The sequence below is a fragment of the Caulobacter sp. NIBR1757 genome, assembly GCF_027912495.1.
Lineage (GTDB): Bacteria > Pseudomonadota > Alphaproteobacteria > Caulobacterales > Caulobacteraceae > Caulobacter.
In genome coordinates this window covers 834,228-853,491 of record NZ_CP115463.1, presented here as the reverse complement: position 1 = coordinate 853,491, position 19,264 = coordinate 834,228, and the positions used below count along the sequence as shown (strand labels likewise).

Sequence of the window (19,264 nt, the reverse complement as noted above, 5' to 3'; positions counted from 1 at the left end):
CAAGGCCTGCTTTTCGTGTCCGTTCAATCCGCCCGCAAACCGCGCGCCGACAGCCAGCGTAACCGCGAGCGCCTGCTGGAGGCCGCCCGCGCCGGCTTCGGCGAGACCGGGCCCGAGGTCAGCCTCGACGAGATCGCCCGCCGGGCCGAGGTCGGCATCGGCACCCTCTACCGCCATTTCCCGACGCGAGACGCCCTGGTCGGCGCCGTCTATCGCCGCGAGGTCGAGGCCCTGGCCGCCACCGTCCCCGCCCTGCTGGCCGACCATCGACCGGGCGAGGCCCTGCGCCGGTGGATGCACCTGCTGGTCGACTACATGGCGACCAAGAAGCTGATCGTCGCCGCCCTGGCCGGCCCGCGCGACGATCTCTACGCCGTCTCCGGCCAACTGATCACGGAGGCCCTCGACGCCCTGGTCGGCGCCGCCCGCGCCGCCGGCGACATCCGCCCAGACATCCAGTCGGCCGATATCAAGCGCCTGCTCAGCGGCTTCAGCTTCGGGGCGGGCGATCCCGACTGGGCCGACAGCGCCCGGCGGCTCGTCGATGTGCTGATGGATGGATTGGCGCGGTAAAGACCGGGGCCATCCCATACCCTGGATTCAAAAAATGGCTCGCCGGCCGAATCCGAAGATTTGACCCGCGCCGACTGATCTCGCCGACAGCGCGCCTCCGAGGGTGGTTTTCGGGTAGGTTCGGGGGGGTCCGGAATGGGTCGAATGACGGCGCCCGGCTGGTTTCGGAGGGTCGCCCGGTAGGACTTAGAGGGTTGTAAAACCTCATGAAAATTTCCGCGCCCGACCAGGATTTCTGCTATAATGATCTCGCTTCGAAAGACGGGCCATTGTCCGCCCGGCGTTGGACTGCGGCTTCGAACCGGCGATAACCCTCGCATGACTCACATCCTGCCCGACGCCTTGCCGACCAACTGGGTCGATCGCCATGCGCCGCCGGCCCTGCAGCCCTGGCTGAAGCTCGGCCGCTTCGACCGGCCGGCCGGCATCTGGCTGCTCATGCTGCCGGGCTGGATGGGCATCGCCCTCGCCGGCTCGATGCAGGGCCGCTGGCCGGACGTCGTGCTGCTGGTCCAGTTCCTCGTCGGCGCCGCCCTGATGCGGGCCGCCGGCTGCGCCTTCAACGACATCGTCGACCGCGACTTCGACGCCCAGGTCGCCCGCACCGCCCAGCGCCCGATCCCGGCCGGCCAGATCACGGTGAAACAGGCCTGGGCCTTCCTGATCGGCTGTTCCCTCGTCAGCCTGCTCATCCTGCTGACCATGAACCTCTGGGCCGTCGGTCTCGGCGTCGCCTCCCTGGCCCTGGTCGCCGCCTACCCCTTCATGAAGCGGATCACCTGGTGGCCGCAGGCCTGGCTGGGCCTGACCTTCAACTGGGGCGCCCCGCTCGGTTTCGCCGCCGCGCTCGGCGGGCCGACCCTGCTCAGCCTCATCGGCCTGACCCCCGAGCCGGCAACCCGCCCGCTCGACCCCTGGCCGGCAGTGATCCTCTATGCCGGCCTGATTTTCTGGACCCTCGGCTACGACACCATCTACGCCGTCCAGGACCTCGAGGACGACGCCCTGGCCGGCGTCAAGTCCTCGGCCCGCGCGCTCGGCGAGCACACCACCCGGGGCGTCATCGGCTTCTATGTCGCCTGCTTCGTCCTGGTTCTCGCCGCCGGCTGGCTTGGCGGGCTGGGCCCGCTGATGCTGCCGCCGCTGGCCGTCTTCGGCCTGATGCTGTCACGACAGGCCGCCGCCCTGCGGCTCGACGATCCGCAAGGGGCTCTGGCGCTGTTCAAGTCGAACGTCTGGGCCGGGGCCGTGCTGGTGGCTGGACTGATCGCCGGCCTCTGGCGGCCGGCGGGGTTCTAAGGCGATGATGGTCCTGCCCTACCTGCTCGGCGGCCTCAGCCTTCTGGCCTGGTTCGCCGTGAACGCGGCGGTGCAGCATCGCAGCACGGTCAAGGGCGACCGGTTGTTGGTGGCGCAACTGAAGGGCGCGCTGGCCGGTCTGTTGGTGGTCGCTCTCCTCGGGACCGCCGCCTGGGGCCTTGGCGCGGTGCTCGGGCTGTTCGCCTAGAACGGCCCCTGCGGATAGACCCGCTCTTCGAGCACCCGGTTCAGTTCCCGGATGCGCCGGTCATAGGACTGGCCGATGCAGGAGACATTGCCGCCGCAGCGGTTGCGCTCGCGGATCCAGACCGCCTGTCGGTCCATGATCGCCCCCCGCGTTCCCATCGGCACCAGGTGGCGGACGATGTCGTACAGTTGGGCCATCCGCACATCGCGGTCGTTGAGGCCGAGGTTGGCGCAGATTGTCCGCTCGGTCGCCGTCGCCGCCCGTCGGCAGTCGAAGCTGGCCGCCGAGGCGCGGGTCGGCAGGGTCAGGACGGTCAGGCCCCCGAGGGCGACGGTGGCGGCGACGGCGAGGGGGATCAGGCGCATGGACGGGTCCTTGTTCGTTCGGGCAGGCGGAAGCCTAACGCAAAAACCCGGCCGGGACGTTGCAAAGGGGCTGGTCAATATTTGTGATCAATGTTCACCTGAGTTGATCCGGATCAAAGGGAAGCGGCCCGCCCGGCGTCAGAATTCCGCACAAAGGCCGTCCCAACGAGAGGCGGCGTCAGGGAGCCGACCATGACCGACACCGCCTTCGCGCCCGCCGTGGCCCAGAAAACCGAGCATTTCGACGTCCTCGTCGTCGGGGCCGGCATCTCCGGCGTCGGCGCCGCCTACCATCTGCAGCAACAGTGCCCGGACCGCAGTTTCGTGGTGCTGGAGACGCTGGAAAGCTTCGGCGGCACCTGGCTGACCCACAAGTATCCGGGCATCCGCTCGGACAGCGACCTCTATACCTTCGGCTATCGCTTCAAGCCCTGGGTCGGCCCGCCCATCGCCACGGCCCGCGAGATCCTCGACTACATGGGCGAGGTGATCGACGAAAACGATCTGGCCCGCCACATCCGCTACAACCACCGCATCGAGCGGGCCGAATGGTCGAGCGAGGACAACCTCTGGACCATCGAGGCCGTGCGCGGCGACAACGCCGAGCCGGTGCGCATCACCGCCAACTTCCTGTGGATGTGCCAGGGCTACTACCGTCATTCGAAAGGCTACACGCCCGAATGGCCGGGCATGGCCGACTTCAAGGGCCAGATCATCCATCCGCAGACCTGGACCGACGACATCGACCTGAAGGGCAAGAAGGTCGTCGTCATCGGCTCCGGCGCCACCGCCGCCACCCTGGTGCCGGCCATCGCCGACGACTGCGCCCACGTCACCCTGCTGCAGCGCTCGCCGACCTACTTCATCCCCGGCCGCAACGAGAACGAGCTGGCCAACCTGCTGCGCGAGCTGGACGCGCCGGAGGAGTGGATTCACGAACTGGTCCGCCGCAAGGTGCTGTTCGACCAGGCCGCCTTCACCCGCCGCTCTATCGAGGAGCCGGACACCGTCAAGGCCGAGCTGCTGGCCGGGGTCTCGATGTTCCTGCCGCCCGAGGCGGTGGAGAAGCACTTCACCCCCAGCTACCGCCCCTGGCGCCAGCGCATCGCCTTCGTGCCCGACGGCGACATCTTCCAGGCCGTGACCAAGGGCCAGGCCAGCGTCGTCACCGACCACATCGACCGCTTCACGGAAAAGGGCATCCTGCTCGAGTCCGGCCAGGAGCTGGAGGCCGACGTCGTCATCACCGCCACCGGCTTCGACCTCAACGTCATGGGCGACATCGCCTTCAAGGTCGACGGCGAACCGGTCGACTTTTCCAAGACCGTCACCTACCGCGGCATGATGTTCACCGGCGTGCCCAACATGGTCTGGGTCATGGGCTATTTCCGCGCCAGCTGGACCCTGCGGGCCGACCTGCTCGGCGACTTCGTCTGCCGCCTGCTCAACCATATGAAGGCGAAGGGCGCCGCCCGGGTCGAGCCGATCCTGCGGCCCGAGGACGAGGGCATGAAGCTGCTGCCCTGGATCGACCCGGAGAACTTCAACCCGGGCTACCTGATGCGCGGCATGCACCTCTTGCCCAAGGCCGGCGACCGGCCGGAATGGCGCCACACCCAGGATTACTGGGCCGAAAAGGACGCCCTGCCCAAGGTCGACCTCGACGCCCCGGAGTTCCTCTATAGCCCGGCCACGGCGAAGGCGGAGCGATCGGCGGCCTGACCGCCGGTTGCCAGGCGCGGCGCGCTTGCTATGGTCGAACCTCCATTGGGGGACTGGTCGAATGAAGCCTTTAGCACTGGCGCTCGGCGCCGCGACCGTGGCCGCTTTCGCCGCGATCGTCGGCCTGGCCGTCTACAGCGAGACCCTTCAGTTCCTGCCGTCGCTGCTCTACGACGCCGACCTGATCACCAAGATGGCGACCTTCCTCCTGCTGGCCGTGCTCGGCCTGGCCGCCCTGCTGCCCAATCGCTCGGGCCAGGCCAGCGGCTTTCTGAGCATCATGGCGATGCTGGCGATCGGCTTTGGCCTGCTGGCCACGCTGTACGACGCCAGCCACATCGCGCGGGCGGTCGCCGAGACCGGAACCAACGACCTGAAGGTCCTGGGCCCCAGCCTGGCCGAAGCCCTGATGCCCCTCACCGTCGGCCTGCTGGCGGGGTTCGTGGCGACGGCGCGGGCCGGCAAACGTCCAGCCGCCGACTAGGCGCTACGGCGCTTCGGGCTCCAGCGTCACGATCAGCGGGTTGGGCGCCAGATCGAAGGCCGCGCCGTTCTTGAAGTCGATGCCGGCGCTCAGCGGGCCGCCGGCGAAGGTGATCGCCCCGCCCTTGTTGAAGCGCTTGTCGATGTGGACGGTCCTGGACTTGTAGCCTGGCGCGCTGACGGTGACGTCGAACTCGACGTTGCGCTGCAGTTTGCGGCTGCAGGGGGTGTTGCAGCTCCAGCCGAGGGTGGTCTCGACCTTGGCCCCGACGGGGTTGGACTCGACCCGCCATTCGACCCGGGTTCCCCGACTCATGGTGGCGCAGCCGCCCAGCAGGACGACGGCGAGCGTGCTGGCGGCCAGACCGGCCGTGCGAAACTTGTTGGTCATTGAGATTCCCCCGAAAACCGGCCTGATAAACCACCCGGCCCGCCGCGGCCAGCCTCAAGCCTTGATGAAATAACCGCCCGGGGCCGAGGCCCAGGGGAATTTGACGATGCGCGGCGGCTTGCCGTCGAAGAACTCCTCGACGGCTTCGGTCTCGCCCGGCCATTCGCGGATGGCGAACTCGTCGAACAGCACCACCCCGCCGGTCAGGATGCGCGGCCAGAAGGCCTTCAGCGCCGCCAGGGTCGGCTCGTAGAGATCCATGTCGAGGTGCAGCAGGCTGATCCGCGTGCCCGGATTCTCGGCCACGTACTGGCCGGCCGTCTGGCAGACATCGCCATCGACGAGCTCGATCCTCGGCCGCACGGTGACGAAGGCGTCCGCGTTGAAGGCGTCGACGAGGGCGAACAGGGTGTCGCGGAAGGCGCCGGGGTTCCAGCCCTCGGCGGTGTTGCCGACCCGGTCGTCGAGGCCGTCCTTGTCCGTGCGGTCGGCCAGGCCCCGGAAGTGGTCAAAGCCCAGCACCTTTCGCGTGCGGTCGCCCGGGCAGAAGGTCTCCAGGAACCGCGCGAAGCTGAGCAGGGAGCTGCCCTTGTAGACGCCGCATTCGACGATATCGCCGGGCAGGTCCTGGATCAGCTTGAACACCTCGTAGTGGGCGAAGGCCTTCATGAAGTGCATGCGCCGGGCGAAGCTGCCGAGGTTGGCGATCAGGTCATGATCGTCGAGGTGGCCCTTGAGCAGGGAGCGCAGGGTCTCGTCTGCCGGAATCTTGGGGGCGGCGGTCATTTACGTTTCCTCGGAAGCGATCAGGTCGGGGTGCAGGGTCTTGAAGGTCTCGAAGCCATCGACGCGCCGGTTGCGCCAGCCCCGGGCCAGCATCTCTGGCGCCATCAGGTCGCCGAAGCGGACCTGGATCGAATAGCGGTGGCGCGGCCCGGGGTTGAACCCCGAGCGGTGGACCAGGCGGTTGTGGAACAGGGCCACATCGCCGGGGCTGAGCTCCAGCGTCTCTGCCGCCGCCTCGAAGGTCGGCTGCAGGGCCTCGGCGATGAAGGCGTCGCGGGTGCCAAGGCGATTGCCGGCGCCGTCGCGCTTGTAGCGGATATCCACCGGCCACAGCCGGTCCGACAGGGCGGGCGCCGCCTGGATCGAGCCGTTGGCCCGGCCCGACTGGGTCAACGGCAGCCAGGCCGTCACATAGCGCTCGGACAGCACATTGTAGGGCGCGTCCTGATGCCACTGGAACCCGCGCCAGGCCTCCCCGGCCAGATCCATGCGGAACACCGCATGCTGGAACGGCGCATGCACCCGTGTCGCCCCGACCATGGCCCGGGCTGCCGCCACCAGGGCCGGCGCGGCGATCAGCTGCTGGAAGACCAAGGTCTCGCGGAAGGCGTCGTAGACGGCGCCGAGCCGCGCCCGGTCCTCGGCCCGCACCCGATCAACCAGGGCGTCGAGGTCCGCCTCGCCCGGCCCCTCCGGCGCCAGCATCTCGCGCAGGGTATCGACCGCCTCGGCGATGAGGCTGGCCGGCATCAGGCCGCGATGGACGACGAGCGCCTGCATCAGGCCTGGTTGACGCTGTTGGCCTTGATCCGCGCCGCCCCGGCGGCATCCAGATCGATGCGCGTGTCATCCAGGGCCAGCGGCCCCTCAAGCCCGGCGTTGACCAGGTCGATCCCGGCCCTCAGCCCCGGCCCCCGGGCCAGCAGGTAGCGCAGCGAGATCCGCTCGTGATCGGCCTCGTCCGGCTGGGTGCCGTGCAGGGTGCAGGCATGCCACATGGCCGCATAGCCCGCACCGCCGGTCAGCACCCGCTGGCTGGTCATCGCCTCGCGCCCCTCGCTGCGATAGCGCCAGGTCTGGCCCTGCTGGACCAGATCATGCGGAAACACCGAGGCCCCCAGCCGATGGCTGCCCTCCAGCAGGAACAGCGGCGCGTCGGCCTTGGTCACCGGCGCCAGGTAGACATAGAGGGTCAGGAAGTCGGCCTCGCGGCCCTTGAAGTCGATCAGGTCCTGATGAAAGTCGATGCCGTAGAAGTAGGTGACATCCCGATATTGGGGCTTCACGAAGGCCCCCAGATTATTGACCGGATTGCCGGCGATCCGCCGCTTCAGCCAGGGCGGGATGGCGCTGGCCGGCACGCCGCAGACCACCTTGCGGTCCATCAGCCCATAGCCCTCGCCGAGCAGGGCGGTCAGGCCGGCGACGATGGCGGGGTTGGCCTCCACCAGCTTCAGCCGCGCCTCATAACCCTCCAGCAGGTTGCGCCCCGGCCGGGGATTCACCCCCCGGTACTGCGGGTCGGCGTCGAACTCCGCCTCGCTCAGGAACAGGCCCTCGCCCCAGTCGCGGCCAGCCTTCAGCTCAGCCAGCAGGGCGGCGCAGGCGGCGGGGTCGAGCACCTCGCCGAACAGGTGAACGCCGTCGCGGACGAAGTCATCGACCGCGCTCGTCTCGGCCGGAACGGGCTGAGCCAGGGTCATAACGGTGGTTCCGTCTCCATGGATACGCCATGCTCTCGGCCCGCATGGTTAATTTGCCATGAAGCGGCTATGCCGGCCAATCATGACCGACACCCTCTTCCAGCTGCTGCCGGGCCTGCTGGGCCCCGCCGATCTCGCCGTCGTCCGCCAGGGACTGAGCGAAGCGGACGCGGCGGCCTCGACGGTTTCCGGCCTCGCCGACCGGCCCGTCGTCGGCCTGGCCCGGCGATCGACCCGGCTGACCGCGCCGGCCGCGATCGAGGCGCTGCTGCGTGAGCGGCTGCTGGCCGTCCGGCCCCGGCTGGAGGCCCTGTTCGACCGCCCGCTGGGCGATCTCGAGCCGCTGCAGATCCTGCGGTATGGGCCCGGCGACTATTTCGTCGCCCACCAGGACGGCAACACGCCGCTGATCCACGACGACACCCGCCACCGCCGCGTCTCACTCAGCCTGCTGCTCAGCCCGCCCGAAGACTGGACCGGCGGGGCCCTGCTCTTCCACCCCGGCCAGCAGGAAGCGCCTGGCGCGGCCGGCGACGCCGTCGCCTTCCGCGCCGAGACCACTCATGAGGTGACGCCGCTGGAAGCAGGCCAGCGGCTCAGCGTCGCGGCCTGGTTCCGGACCGCCTGACTCGACTGTGATGCTATGGAGTCCCCGCCGGTCTGTAAGGTCGCCGCCATGATCCTCGACCGCGCGGCCTTCATCCTCGGCAACACCCGTCTGCAGACGCCGCCGCACTGCCCGGAGATCCAGCTGCACCTGGCCGACGAGGTCACCCCGATCTGGCGGATGACCGAGGAGGCGCTCAGCGAGATCGGCCTGCCGCCGCCGTTCTGGGCCTTCGCCTGGGCCGGCGGCCAGGCGGTGGCGCGCTATGTCCTCGACCATCCCGAGGTGGTGGCCGGCAAACGCGTGCTCGACTTCGCCACCGGCTCGGGCCTGGTGGCCATCGCCGCCATGCGGGCCGGGGCGCTGGACGCCATCGGCAGCGACGTCGATGGCTTCTGCGGCCCGGCGGTGGCGCTCAACGCCGAGGCCAACGGGGTGACGGTCGCCTTCACCGAGGCCGACCTGCTGGACGGGCCCGTCCCGGACGTGGAGGTCATTCTGGCCGGCGACATCTGCTACGAACAGCCTCTGGCTGGCCGCGTCCTGGCCTGGCTGACCGCCGCCCGCGCCGAGGGGAAGACCGTGCTGATCGGCGATCCGATGCGCACCTACTTCCCGCGCGAGGGTCTGATCCATCTGGCCGAATACCAGGTGCCGACCACCCGCGAGCTGGAGGACTTCGAGGTCAAGCGGACCAGCGTCTGGGCGTTTCCGTGAGGTATTGACTCCGCGCGCCCAATGAGAACAAATAAGGAACACTGGAGAACCGACCATGCGTGAAGACGGCAAGCTCGACTACCTCGAACTCCCCGGCGGCGACCTGCCGGCGACCAAGACCTTTTACGCCGCCGCTTTCGGCTGGCAGTTCATCGACTACGGCCCGTCCTATGCCGCCTTCAACGAAGGGCTGGACGGCGGCTTCGATGCCGACGCCGCGACGCCAAAGCCCCTGCCCGTCCTCTGGGCCGGCGACCTCGAGGCGATGGTCGAGAAGGTGACCGCCGCCGGCGGCGAGATCACCCTGCCGATCTTCGACTTCCCCGGCGGCCGCCGCTTCCACTTCCGCGACCCGGCCGGCAACGAACTGGCGGTCTGGTCGGAAGGCTAGATCCTCATCCTTCCCCGTTCACGGGGAAGGGGGACCGCCGGCGTAGCCGGTGGTGGAAGGGGCGAGGGCCGTGCACCGGCCCCTCTCCTTCTTCGAAATCACCACCGTCTCCGCACGGCCCTCGCCCCCACCACCGCTTCGCGGTCCCCCTCCCCCGTAAACGGGGGAGGATTTAGCGTCGCATCCCCGAACACCCGCCCTATAGTCACCCTCCTGTTGTTCGGGAGTGACCCATGCGCCGCCGCACCTTCCTCGCCGCCCTGCCCGCCAGTCTCGCCGCCGGCTCGGCACTGGCGCAGATTCCCCGGCCCAAGGACGGCAATCCCGAGATCGGCCGCACGGACCTGCGCGGAGGCGACCGGGTGGCCGGCGCGACCTGGGCCAGCCGCTCGACGGCCTGGGGGGTCAACGGGGCGGCGGCCACGGCCCATCCGCTGGCGACCCTGGCGGCCATCGACACCCTGAGGAAGGGCGGCTCGGCCGTCGATGCGGCCATCGCCGCCAACGCCTGCCTGGGCCTGCTGGAGCCCATCGCCTGCGGCATCGGCGGCGACTGCTTCGTCCTGCTCTGGGACCCGAAGACCAGGAAGGTGGTCGGCCTCAACGGCTCGGGCCGCTCGCCCAAGGGGCTGTCGCTGGCGACGGTGCGGGAACGGGCCGGACCCTCCGGGACCATTCCCTCGTTCGGCGCCGTCTCGGTCAGCGTTCCCGGCGCCGTGGCGGCCTGGGGCGACCTGCACGGCCGCTATGGCAAGCTGCCCTGGAAGGACCTGTTCGACCCCGCCATCACCATCGCCCGCGAAGGCGCGCCGATCACCCAGAACGTCGCCTTCTACCTGGCCGCCAGCCAGCGCCGCTTCACCAATCCGAACTCGAAGATCGAGGAGGTCGAGAACTTCCTCAAGGTCTGGACCATCGACGGCAAGACGCCCGTCGAAGGTCAGGTGTTCAGGAACCCGGCCCTGGCCAATACTTACGAGATGATCGCCAGGGGCGGCCCCCGCGCCTTCTACGAGGGCGAGATCGCGTCCCGCATCGAGGCCTATTTCAAGCGCATCGGCGGCTGGATGACCAAGGCCGATCTGGCCGCCCATCACAGCGAATGGACCCCGCCGCTGGTCACCGGCTATCGCGGCGTCGATGTCTACGGCCTCAGCCCCAACAGCCAGGGCCTCTCGACCCTGCAGCTGCTGAACATCCTGGAAAACTTCGATGTGAAGGCCATGGGCTTCCAGTCCACCGCCGCCATCCACCACGCCGTCGAGGCCAAGCGCCTGGCCTATGAGGACCGCGCCCGCTACTTCGCCGACCCGGCCTTCTCGCCGGCCCCGCTCGAGTGGCTGAACTCCAAGGCCTACGCCAAACAGCGGGCCGCCCTGATCCGCCCCGACCGCATCCTCGACCCCATCTATCCTGGCCAGGCGCCGAGCAAGGGCGACACCACCTACTTCACCGTCGCCGACAAGGACGGGATGATGATCTCGATCATCCAGTCCAACTACCGTGGCATGGGCTCCGGCCTGTCGCCGGACGGCATGGGCTTCATGTTCCAGGACCGGGGCGAGCTGTTCGCCCTGACCGACGGCCACCCCAACGTCTATGCGCCCGACAAGCGGCCCTTCCAGACCATCATCCCCGGCTTCGCGGTCAAGGACGGCCAGCCCTGGCTGAGCTTCGGGGTCATGGGCGGCGACATGCAGCCGCAGGGCCAGGCGCAGATCATCTCCAACATGGTCGATTTCGACCTGGACATCACCGCCGCCGGCGACTCGCCGCGCTGGCACCACGAGGGCGGCATGGAGCCGACCGGCGAACAGCTGGGCGTGCAGGGCATCCTGCGGCTGGAGAGCGGCGTGCCGGCCGTCACCCGCGAGGGCCTGCAGAAGATCGGCTGGAAGATCGGCGCCAGCGATGGCGGCTTCGGCGGCTATCAGGCCATCCAGCGCTGGCCCGGCCGCTACGCCGCCGCCACCGAGATGCGCAAGGACGGCATCGCGCTGGCCTACTAGGGAGACGACCGATGACCTTTACGCTGGGCTCGCTCTGTCCACTGATCCAGGTCTTCGACATGCCGACGGCCCTGGCCTTCTATCGCGACAAGCTCGGCTTCGAGCGTGTCCAGGACAGCGGCGAGGGCGACGAGGTCGACTGGTGCCTGCTGCGCCACGGCGAGGCCTGGCTGATGCTCAACACCGCCTATGAAGCGCATGACCGCCCGGCCGCGCCCGATCCCGCCCGCATCGCCGCCCACGACGACACCGGCCTGTTCATCCATGCCACGGACCTCGACGCCATCTATGCCCATCTGCAGGCGCACGGCATCGCCGAGGAGCCGCCCAGGACCGTCGGCTACGGTATGCGACAGCTCAACCTGCGCGACCCGGACGGCTACAGCCTCTGTTTCCAGCATCCCGTGAACGGAGACCCGACGTGACCCGCGAAGAGTTCGACGCCGTCGCCCTCAGCTTCCCCGGCGCCGAGGCCGGCAGCAGCTACGGCCAGCCCGCCTACAAGATCGACGGCAAGTTCTTCACCCGGGTGCGCAAGGACGACGACAGCGCCGTCCTCTCCTGCGTCGATCACGACGAGCGCGAGTTCCTGATCGAGGCCGACCCGGCCACCTTCCATTTCACGGCCCACTACAGGGACTACCCCATCGTCCTGGCGCGGCTGGCCGGCCTCGAGCCGGAGCAGGCGCGGGGATTCCTGGCCCGGCAGTTCCGCAAGGTGGCGAAGAAGGCGGCCGTGAAGGCCTGGGAGGCCAGCCGGACCGGAGATTCAGGCGCTTAACCTGGCCTCTTCCTGACGGGCGCTGAGCACCGTCATCAGGCCCTCCAGCAGGCTGGCCGGCGTCACCGGCTTGGTGATGTGGCCATCGGCGCCGGCGGCCAGGGCGGCGGCGCGATGCTCGGCCATGGCGTTGGCGGTCAGCATGGCGATGGGGGTTCGCGCCAGTCCCCGGGCCTGCTCGATGGCCCGGATTCGCTCGACCGCGGCGACGCCGTCCATGACCGGCATCTGCATGTCCATCAGCACGGCGTCGAAGCCGCCGGCCCGCCACAGGTCGAGGGCGATCTGGCCATTCTCGGCGACCACCACCTCGATGCCGTGCGGCTCGAGGAACATGCGGACGACCTTCTGGTTGGTCGGATGATCCTCGGCCACCAGTACCCGCAGGCCCTGCTCGGGTTGTTCGACGGGCAAGGACCGCTCGGCGGCGGGCTCGAGCTGTCCCCGCGCCAACGGCACGGTCAGGGTGAAGGTGCTGCCCACCCCGGGGGTCGAGCTCGCCGACAACGCCCCGCCCATGGTCTCGGCCAGGGCCCGCGAGATGCTGAGGCCAAGGCCCGAGCCGCCGAAGCGGCGGGTGATGCTGGTGTCGGCCTGGGTGAAGGGCTGGAACAGGCGGCCGGCCACCTCGGCGTCGAAGCCGATGCCATCGTCGGAGACGGTCAGGATCAGCAGCGGGCCGCTGTCCCGGTCGATGACGTCGGCCTGGATGCGCACCGACCCGGCGTCGGTGAACTTGACCGCGTTGGAGGCCAGGTTGGCGACGATCTGGCGCAGGCGCACAGCATCGCCGACGAACACCCCGTCCGCCGAGGGCGAGACGGCCAGGTCGAAGCCGACCCCCTTCTCGGCGGCCCGATCCCGCATCAGGAGGGCGGCCGCGTCGATTTCCGACCTCAGGTCGAAGGCCAGGCTTTCGAGCGTGAAGGCGCCGGCCTCGATCTTGGCGCTGTCGAGCACGTCCGACAGCAGCCGCTCCAGCACCCGGCCCGAGCCGCCGATCAGACCGACCATCTCCCGCTGGCTGGGGTTGAGCGGCGTCTGCTCCAGGGCATGGGCGACGCCGACGACGCCGTTCAGGGGGGTGCGGATCTCATGGCTCATGTTGGCCAGGAAGACATCGCGGGACGCCGCCGCCGCCCGGGCCTGGTCGACGGCGGCCTCGTAGTCGCGAGCCTCGCCGGCGAGCGAGCTGACCAGCTGGGCGACGAAGGTCGCGAACAGCAGGCCGCCGCTGAGCATCAGCAGGGCGTCCTTGAGACTGCCCAGGCTGCCGGTCGCCAGGGCGATCCACGGCAGGATCATGAGGATCAGCACCGACGGTCCCAGCATCAGGGTGGTCGCCCGCGCCGAGCCGCGGTTCATCACCGCGTTGCTGATCGTGTTGGCGCTGGCCAGGAAGAGCGCGGCCGAGAGGCCGAAGCCCGAACCGCGCATCAGCAGCAGGACGGAGCAGGCCCCGAACAGGGTCCCGGCGGCCACCCGGCCGACAGCCTCCATCCGCTTGAGCCGCTCATTGGACAGGTCGAGGCGACGGCGGGCCGCGATCTCCGCGTCGATCCAGATCGCGGCGCCGGTAAGCAGCAACCAGGGCAGCGTCCAGGCCGACGGGTTTGACAGCCAGACCAGAAAGGCGACGACGCCGAGCTGGATCAGCCGGTCGCGACGTCCCTCGTCCCGCCAGCGCAGGATGCGCAGTTCAGTGATGTGGCTGGCGGCCATGGTGTTCCCCTCGACCGCGAACCCTTACCCGGCAAAGGTTGAACGGCGACTAAGATCGATGTTCGCCGAGCATGGTCATAGCCGTCGGCGCGTCAGCACCCAGGCCAGAACACCCAGCGGCGCGACCAGGCAGAACCAGAACAGCCAGTCCCAGGGACCGTCGCCGACCAGGGCGCCGAGCAGGCCGACCAGGGTGATCAGGGCCAGCAGGATCGGCCAGCCGAAAATCTTCATGAAGCCGTTCAAGACCGCGCCTCCTTGGGCTCGAAGGCCACCGACCGGCGCCGCCCGGACGCCAGCCAGAGATAGACCCCGCTGCCCAGCACCACGATGGTGAGGAGGTCGAGGATGGCCCAGAGGACCTTCAGCGGCAGGCCGCCGTAGTCGCCGAAGTGCAGCGGCTGCGACAGCGACAGGGTCTTGGACAGCAGGGGCATGTCCTGCACCGCTGTCAGGGCGCCGGTCTCGGCGTCGATCAGGGCGGGCCTGGCCAGGTGCTGGGTCAGCGGCGTCGTGCCGTGCAGGAAGACGGCGTAGTGGTGGTCGGTCGAGTAGCCGCTGCCCGGGAAGGCCACGAACTGCACCTGCATGCCGGGCATCGCCGCCTGGGCGGTGCGGACCGCCGCATCGACGCTGGCGAGGCGGGTCGTCATGGCCTTGCCCTGGTAGGCCGCCGCCAGGTCTTTCAGGGCGGTCGCCTTCCAGCTGTCGGTGATCGGCACGGCCAGCGTGTTGATCACCCCGGTCACCCCGACCACCAGCACCCAGGCGAAAGTCACCGCGCCCAGGACGTTGTGGTAGTCCAGCCACTTGACCTTCGGCGAGCGGCTGGCCCGCACCGTGCCGAAGCGCAGGCGGCGCATGAAGGGGGCATAGACCACGACCCCCGAGACGATCGAGGCCGTGAACAGCAAGCCCATCGCGCCCAGGAACAGCATCCCGGCCAGCCCGAGGAACATGTCGGTGTGGAGCTGCAGGATGAAGTCCATCACCCCGCCGGCCGGGGTCGGCGGCACGCCGTCGCCGCTCGTCTGGTCGATGGGGGCGAAGAACATCTTCGCCTCCGGCGCGTCAGCCGTCGGCCCCGAGGTGACGTTGACCACCGGCCGGTCCGTGTCGAAGCTCATGAAGATCGGCGCATGACCGGGCTGGCGGGCCAGCGCCGTCTCCAGCACCTGGTCGTAGGTCATCAGCGGCCCGCCGGGGTTGGCGGGCCGCCAATTGTCGTGGCCGGTGAGGTCGTCGATCTCGTGTTCGAAGATCAACGGCAGGCCGGTGACGCAGAGCATCAGCAGGAACAGGGTGCAGATCAGGCTGGTCCACTTGTGGACCAGTGACCAGGCCCTGATCGTCGCCGGCTTCAGCAAGGCCTAGAAGTCCACCGAGGCCGTCAGGCTGACCGTGCGCGGCCCGCCGAGCACTAGGTAGTTGGCGCCCGGGTAGCCGCCGCTCGAGGCCCAGTAGTTCTCATCGGTGAGGTTCTCGATGCGAGCGCGGAAGGTCACCGGCTTGTCGGCGATGGTCACCCGGTAGCGGGCCCCGAGATCGAGGCGGGTCCAGCTGTCCAGGTTCACGGTGTTGGCGGCGTTGGCCGGCTGCTCGCCGGTGTAGACCACGCGGCCATCGACGGTCAGGCCGTCCAGGAACGGCAGGTCGTACTCGAGGTTGGCGTTGAACTGCCATTCGGGCACGCCGATCGGGCGCTTGCCGTTCAGGGTCCCGCCCTGCGTCTTGGTCAGCTCGGCGTCGATCCAGGTGGCCCCGCCGAGGATGCGGACGCCGTCGACCGGCTCGCCGAAGACGGTCAGCTCGATGCCTTGGTTGCGTTGCTCGCCGTTGGTGTCGAAGCGATTGTTCTGCACATAGGCGCTGGGCAGGGTGATCGAGAAGACGCTGGCCGTGCCGCCGAAGCGGCCGCTGTCATACTTCACCCCGGCCTCGACTTGCTGGCCCTTGAAGGGGTCCAGCACCTCGCCGGCGTTGGTCACCGGCACGCCGCCGCTGGTCGCCGGGGCGATCTGGCCGGGGATCAGGGCCTCGGCATAGTTGGCGTAGAACGAAACCTTGTCGGACGGCTTGTAGACCACGGCCACGGCCGGGGTGATGGTGTCGCCCTTGTAGCCGCCGAAGCTGGCGCCCGTGTTGTAGTCGTAGGTGGTGGTGTCGATCTCCTGCCAGCGGGCGCCGAGGGTGAGCAGCACGGTGTCATCCAGGAACGACAACATGTCGGCGACGGCGAAGCTGCGGTTCTCGACCCGCTCGGTGACCTTGGGGTTCTTCAGCACCCCGCCGGTGAAGAAGGTGGCGGCCGGGGCCGGAACGTCGACGGGGTCGTAGAGATCGGACGCGAAGGGCGTGAGGAAGCTGGAGAAGGCGTAGGCGTTGGCCGATTCCAGGTTCACCGAACTGACCGAGGCCACCAGCCGGTGGCCGACCGGACCGGTCTCGATCTCCCAGCGCAGGCCGGCGTCGGCCGACAGGATGTTGTCCTCGCGGGCGTTGTCGAAGCGGTAGGCGGTCAGGCTGCCGTCCGGGTTGGCGTTGGGGTTGGCCAGGACGTTGCGCTCACGGCCGTTACGGCCGCCGACGGCGAACCACAGCGACAGGTCGTCGGTCGCATCGAACTCCGCCCGGGCGACGCCGAACAGCTGGCGCTCGTCGGTGTAGGTCCAGGGCTGGGCGAAGTTGCCGTCGGCCGAGGGCGCGCGCGGGATCGTGCTGTTGGGGGTGACGCTCGGGCGCGGCGCGTCGATGCGGTTGTCTTGCAGGCCAACGTCGGCCGAGAAGCGGAAGCGCATCCCGCGATAATCGACGCCCAGGGCGCCGACCAGCAGGTTGCGCTCCTGGTCTTCCACCGAGGTTTCGCCATCGCGGGCCGCGAGGTTGAAGCGGACGCCGACGTCGCCGTCCGGTCCGAAGCGGCGGGCCCCGTCGAAGGCGCCGTAGAGGGCGCCGCCGGTCTCGATGCCGGCGGTCAGACGGGTGAGGGCTTCATCCGGCGCGCGCTTGGGGACCAGGTTGAACGCCCCGCCGACGCCGCTGCCGCCGGGGGCGGCCCCGTTCAGGAAGGCGGTGGCGCCGTGGAAGACCTCGACCCGTTCGAGGAACTCGGCGGCCACGAACTGGCGCGGCAGGATGCCGTAGACGCCGTTGTAGGTCATGTCGTCCGAGTACACCGGGAAGCCGCGGATGACGTACAGCTCCTGGAAGTTGCCGAAGCCCTTGGCGACCCGCACCACCGGATCGTTCTGCAGGATGTCGCCGACCCCGTCGGCCAGCTGGTTGCGGGCCAGCTCCTCGGTATAGGCGGTGACCGAGAAGGGCGTGTCCATCGTATCCAGCGCCCCGAACAGGCCGACCCGCCCGCCCCGCGCCACCTGGCCGCCCTCATAGGCGCCGGGCAGGGCCACCTGCGAGCCGGTGATGATCACGGCATCGACTTCGTCAGCCGGGGCCTCCTGGGCCGAAGCGGCGCCCGCCGCGAAAACCAGACCCATGGCGGCCGAAGCCAGAAGAGCAAAGCGCATCGAGGAACACCGCCATCAATTGAGAAGGCGTCGCAAATAGCTGTCCTGAGAATGCATCGCAATCACGAACTTGCCGACCGGCGAAACGCCGGCGTTCGCGTGCCACGAAAGCCTCAGGAGAACTGCTCCGTTTCCCCTGTCCGCGAAGAGCGCTAGATCGGAGGCCAAGCAAGGAACCCGTTCATGGCTTATCGCTCGCTCCGCGACTTCATCGCCGCCCTCGAGAAATCGGGCGAGCTGGTGCGCGTCACCGAGCCGGTCTCGACCGAACTGGAGATGACCGAGATCTGCACCCGGCTGTTGGCCACGGGCGGACCGGCGGTGTTGTTCGAGAACGTCATCAAGGCCGACGGCACAAAATCCGACATGCCCTGCCTCGCCAACCTGTTCGGCACCGTGAAGCGGGTGGCCATGGGCGTGACCCTCGGCGGCAAGCCGCGCACCACCGGCGCGGAACTGCGCGAGGTCGGCGAACTCCTGGCCTTCCTGCGCCAGCCGGATCCCCCTCGGGGGTTGAAGGACGCCTTCGACCTGTTGCCGCTGGCCGGCACGGTCCTGTCGATGCGGCCGCGCACGGTGAAGACCGCGCCCGTGCAGCAGGTGGTGCTGAAGGGCGACCAGATCGACCTGAACAAGCTGCCGGTCCAGGGCTGCTGGCCTGGCGAGCCGGCGCCGCTGATCACCTGGCCGCTGGTCGTCACCAAGGGTCCGTCGGACAGCAAGGAAGACGACTACAACCTCGGCATCTACCGCATGCAGCTGCTCGGCAAGGACCGCGCCATCATGCGCTGGCTGGCCCACCGCGGCGGAGCCCAGCACTACGGCCGCCACAAGAAGGCCGGCAAGCGTGAGCCCCTGCCCGCCTGCGCCGTCATCGGGGCCGACCCGGGCACCATCCTGGCGGCGGTGACCCCGGTGCCCGACACCCTCAGCGAATACCAGTTCGCCGGCATCCTACGCGGCTCAAAGCTCGATCTCGTGCCGGCCAAGACCGTGCCGCTGATGGTCCCGGCCCAGGCCGAGATCGTCATCGAGGGCCATGTCCTGCTCGACGAGTTCGAGGACGAGGGCCCCTACGGCGACCACACCGGCTACTACAATTCGGTCGAGAAGTTCCCGGTCTTCCAGGTCAGCTGCATCACCCACCGCAAGGACGCCATCTACCACACCACCTTCACCGGCCGGCCGCCGGACGAGCCCTCCATCCTCGGCGAGGCGCTCAACGAGGTGTTCATCCCGCTGATCCGCCAGCAGTTCCCGGAGATCGTCGACTTCTGGCTGCCGCCGGAGGGCTGCAGCTACCGCATCGCCGTGGTCAGCATGAAGAAGGCCTACCCCGGCCACGCCAAGCGCATCATGCTCGGCGTCTGGAGCTATCTGCGCCAGTTCATGTACACCAAGTGGGTGATCATCGTGGACGACGACATCAACGCCCGCGACTGGAAGGACGTCATGTGGGCGCTCAGTACCCGCATGGACCCGGCCCGCGACATCACCGTCATCGAGAACACCCCCATCGACTACCTCGACTTCGCCAGCCCCGAGAGCGGCCTCGGCAGCAAGATCGGCCTCGACGCCACCGACAAGCTGCCGCCTGAGACCCATCGCGAATGGGGCGTGAAGATCGAGATGGACCAGGCCGTGGTCGACAAGGTCAGCGACATGTGGAGCCGGCTCGGCCTGCCCGGCGACGGAAAGCCGATCTGGTGATGCGTCTGCCCCGCCGCACTCTGATCCTGATCCTCGTCGCCGCCCTGACCTACGTCGGCGGCTACATCGGGTTCCGCGAGACCCAGACCCGCACCTGGATCCGCGACAGGCAGCAGTATGTCATCTACCCGGACAACCTGCCGGGCGAAGCCCTCTACTGGGCCTGGCGGCCGCTCGGCCTGATCGACCAGCTCCTGACCGGGCGCAACAGTCGCGTCGGCAATCACCTGCGGATCAAGAGCTCCGAGCCGCCGATCCACATCTGACAGA

The 19,264-nt window shown here is 68.9% G+C and carries 22 protein-coding genes; 13 read left to right on the top strand and 9 right to left on the bottom strand.

The window, feature by feature from the left end:
* The first annotated feature begins 15 nt into the window (after window positions 1-15).
* The 3 genes from O5I81_RS04035 to O5I81_RS04025 all read left to right on the top strand — a co-directional run bounded on the left by O5I81_RS04035 (window position 16) and on the right by O5I81_RS04025 (window position 2,080).
* On the top strand, window positions 16-573 hold the full coding sequence (locus tag O5I81_RS04035) for a TetR/AcrR family transcriptional regulator (protein ID WP_271067662.1): 558 nt from the start codon (window positions 16-18) through the stop codon (window positions 571-573).
* A gap of 318 nt (window positions 574-891) precedes the next feature.
* The gene (gene ubiA, locus O5I81_RS04030) at window positions 892-1,872 is read left to right on the top strand and encodes a 4-hydroxybenzoate octaprenyltransferase (protein ID WP_271067661.1); all 981 of its coding nucleotides are present in this window, start codon (window positions 892-894) and stop codon (window positions 1,870-1,872) included.
* 4 nt (window positions 1,873-1,876) lie between these two features.
* Complete coding sequence (locus O5I81_RS04025; protein ID WP_271067660.1) at window positions 1,877-2,080, top strand: hypothetical protein; 204 nt, start codon at window positions 1,877-1,879, stop codon at window positions 2,078-2,080.
* Here the strand turns inward: O5I81_RS04025 and O5I81_RS04020 are convergent.
* Entirely contained in the window at window positions 2,077-2,445 is a 369-nt protein-coding gene (locus O5I81_RS04020) for a hypothetical protein (RefSeq protein ID WP_271067659.1), read from the bottom strand. The two genes, O5I81_RS04025 and O5I81_RS04020, sit on opposite strands and share 4 nt — an antisense overlap.
* Before the next feature lie 192 nt (window positions 2,446-2,637).
* Between O5I81_RS04020 and O5I81_RS04015 the strand changes: the two genes are divergently transcribed.
* Window positions 2,638-4,167, top strand: coding sequence for an NAD(P)/FAD-dependent oxidoreductase (locus O5I81_RS04015; RefSeq protein WP_271067658.1), 1,530 nt, complete (start codon window positions 2,638-2,640; stop codon window positions 4,165-4,167).
* A 61-nt stretch (window positions 4,168-4,228) separates the two neighbouring features.
* Window positions 4,229-4,651, top strand: coding sequence for a hypothetical protein (locus O5I81_RS04010; protein ID WP_271067657.1), 423 nt, complete (start codon window positions 4,229-4,231; stop codon window positions 4,649-4,651).
* 3 nt (window positions 4,652-4,654) lie between these two features.
* Here O5I81_RS04010 and O5I81_RS04005 read toward each other — a convergent pair whose 3' ends face one another.
* The 4 genes from O5I81_RS04005 to O5I81_RS03990 are packed head-to-tail and all read right to left on the bottom strand — an operon-like array spanning window position 4,655 to window position 7,530.
* On the bottom strand, window positions 4,655-5,041 hold the full coding sequence (locus O5I81_RS04005) for a translation initiation factor 2 (RefSeq protein ID WP_271067656.1): 387 nt from the start codon (window positions 5,039-5,041) through the stop codon (window positions 4,655-4,657).
* Window positions 5,042-5,095: 54 nt separating this feature from the next.
* Window positions 5,096-5,827, bottom strand: coding sequence for a TylF/MycF/NovP-related O-methyltransferase (locus O5I81_RS04000; protein WP_271067655.1), 732 nt, complete (start codon window positions 5,825-5,827; stop codon window positions 5,096-5,098).
* Complete coding sequence (locus O5I81_RS03995) at window positions 5,828-6,607, bottom strand: phytanoyl-CoA dioxygenase family protein (protein WP_271067654.1); 780 nt, start codon at window positions 6,605-6,607, stop codon at window positions 5,828-5,830.
* Window positions 6,607-7,530, bottom strand: coding sequence for a phytanoyl-CoA dioxygenase family protein (locus O5I81_RS03990; protein ID WP_271067653.1), 924 nt, complete (start codon window positions 7,528-7,530; stop codon window positions 6,607-6,609). The genes O5I81_RS03995 and O5I81_RS03990 overlap by 1 nt, the downstream gene beginning before the upstream one ends.
* 82 nt (window positions 7,531-7,612) lie before the next feature.
* Between O5I81_RS03990 and O5I81_RS03985 the strand changes: the two genes are divergently transcribed.
* The 6 genes from O5I81_RS03985 to O5I81_RS03960 all read left to right on the top strand — a co-directional run bounded on the left by O5I81_RS03985 (window position 7,613) and on the right by O5I81_RS03960 (window position 12,035).
* Window positions 7,613-8,158: a 2OG-Fe(II) oxygenase gene (locus O5I81_RS03985; RefSeq protein ID WP_271067652.1), complete on the top strand. Its 546-nt coding sequence runs from the start codon at window positions 7,613-7,615 to the stop codon at window positions 8,156-8,158.
* 48 nt (window positions 8,159-8,206) lie between these two features.
* On the top strand, window positions 8,207-8,854 hold the full coding sequence (locus tag O5I81_RS03980; protein ID WP_271067651.1) for a methyltransferase: 648 nt from the start codon (window positions 8,207-8,209) through the stop codon (window positions 8,852-8,854).
* 55 nt (window positions 8,855-8,909) lie between these two features.
* Window positions 8,910-9,245 carry a VOC family protein gene (locus tag O5I81_RS03975; RefSeq protein WP_271067650.1) on the top strand — a complete coding sequence of 112 codons (336 nt, stop codon included), beginning with the start codon at window positions 8,910-8,912 and terminating at the stop codon, window positions 9,243-9,245.
* 233 nt (window positions 9,246-9,478) lie between these two features.
* Window positions 9,479-11,254, top strand: a complete 1,776-nt coding sequence (ggt, locus tag O5I81_RS03970) for a gamma-glutamyltransferase (protein WP_271067649.1) — start codon at window positions 9,479-9,481, stop codon at window positions 11,252-11,254.
* Window positions 11,255-11,265: 11 nt separating this feature from the next.
* Entirely contained in the window at window positions 11,266-11,679 is a 414-nt protein-coding gene (locus O5I81_RS03965; protein WP_271067648.1) for a VOC family protein, read from the top strand.
* Window positions 11,676-12,035 carry an MmcQ/YjbR family DNA-binding protein gene (locus tag O5I81_RS03960; protein ID WP_271067647.1) on the top strand — a complete coding sequence of 120 codons (360 nt, stop codon included), beginning with the start codon at window positions 11,676-11,678 and terminating at the stop codon, window positions 12,033-12,035. Before O5I81_RS03965 ends, O5I81_RS03960 begins: the two co-directional genes overlap by 4 nt.
* Here O5I81_RS03960 and O5I81_RS03955 read toward each other — a convergent pair.
* From O5I81_RS03955 to O5I81_RS03940, 4 genes are all read right to left on the bottom strand, one after another.
* On the bottom strand, window positions 12,024-13,757 hold the full coding sequence (locus tag O5I81_RS03955) for an ATP-binding protein (protein WP_271067646.1): 1,734 nt from the start codon (window positions 13,755-13,757) through the stop codon (window positions 12,024-12,026). The two genes, O5I81_RS03960 and O5I81_RS03955, sit on opposite strands and share 12 nt — an antisense overlap.
* A gap of 75 nt (window positions 13,758-13,832) precedes the next feature.
* Window positions 13,833-14,003, bottom strand: a complete 171-nt coding sequence (locus O5I81_RS03950; RefSeq protein WP_271067645.1) for a hypothetical protein — start codon at window positions 14,001-14,003, stop codon at window positions 13,833-13,835.
* Window positions 14,000-15,124, bottom strand: coding sequence for a PepSY domain-containing protein (locus O5I81_RS03945; RefSeq protein WP_271067644.1), 1,125 nt, complete (start codon window positions 15,122-15,124; stop codon window positions 14,000-14,002). The genes O5I81_RS03950 and O5I81_RS03945 overlap by 4 nt, the downstream gene beginning before the upstream one ends.
* Before the next feature lie 3 nt (window positions 15,125-15,127).
* Window positions 15,128-17,284: a TonB-dependent receptor gene (locus tag O5I81_RS03940; protein ID WP_271067643.1), complete on the bottom strand. Its 2,157-nt coding sequence runs from the start codon at window positions 17,282-17,284 to the stop codon at window positions 15,128-15,130.
* 183 nt (window positions 17,285-17,467) lie between these two features.
* Between O5I81_RS03940 and O5I81_RS03935 the strand changes: the two genes are divergently transcribed.
* Both O5I81_RS03935 and O5I81_RS03930 read left to right on the top strand, forming a co-directional pair.
* Window positions 17,468-18,994, top strand: coding sequence for a UbiD family decarboxylase (locus O5I81_RS03935; RefSeq protein ID WP_271067642.1), 1,527 nt, complete (start codon window positions 17,468-17,470; stop codon window positions 18,992-18,994).
* Window positions 18,994-19,260, top strand: coding sequence for a hypothetical protein (locus O5I81_RS03930; protein ID WP_271067641.1), 267 nt, complete (start codon window positions 18,994-18,996; stop codon window positions 19,258-19,260). Before O5I81_RS03935 ends, O5I81_RS03930 begins: the two co-directional genes overlap by 1 nt.
* The last annotated feature ends 4 nt before the right edge of the window (window positions 19,261-19,264 follow it).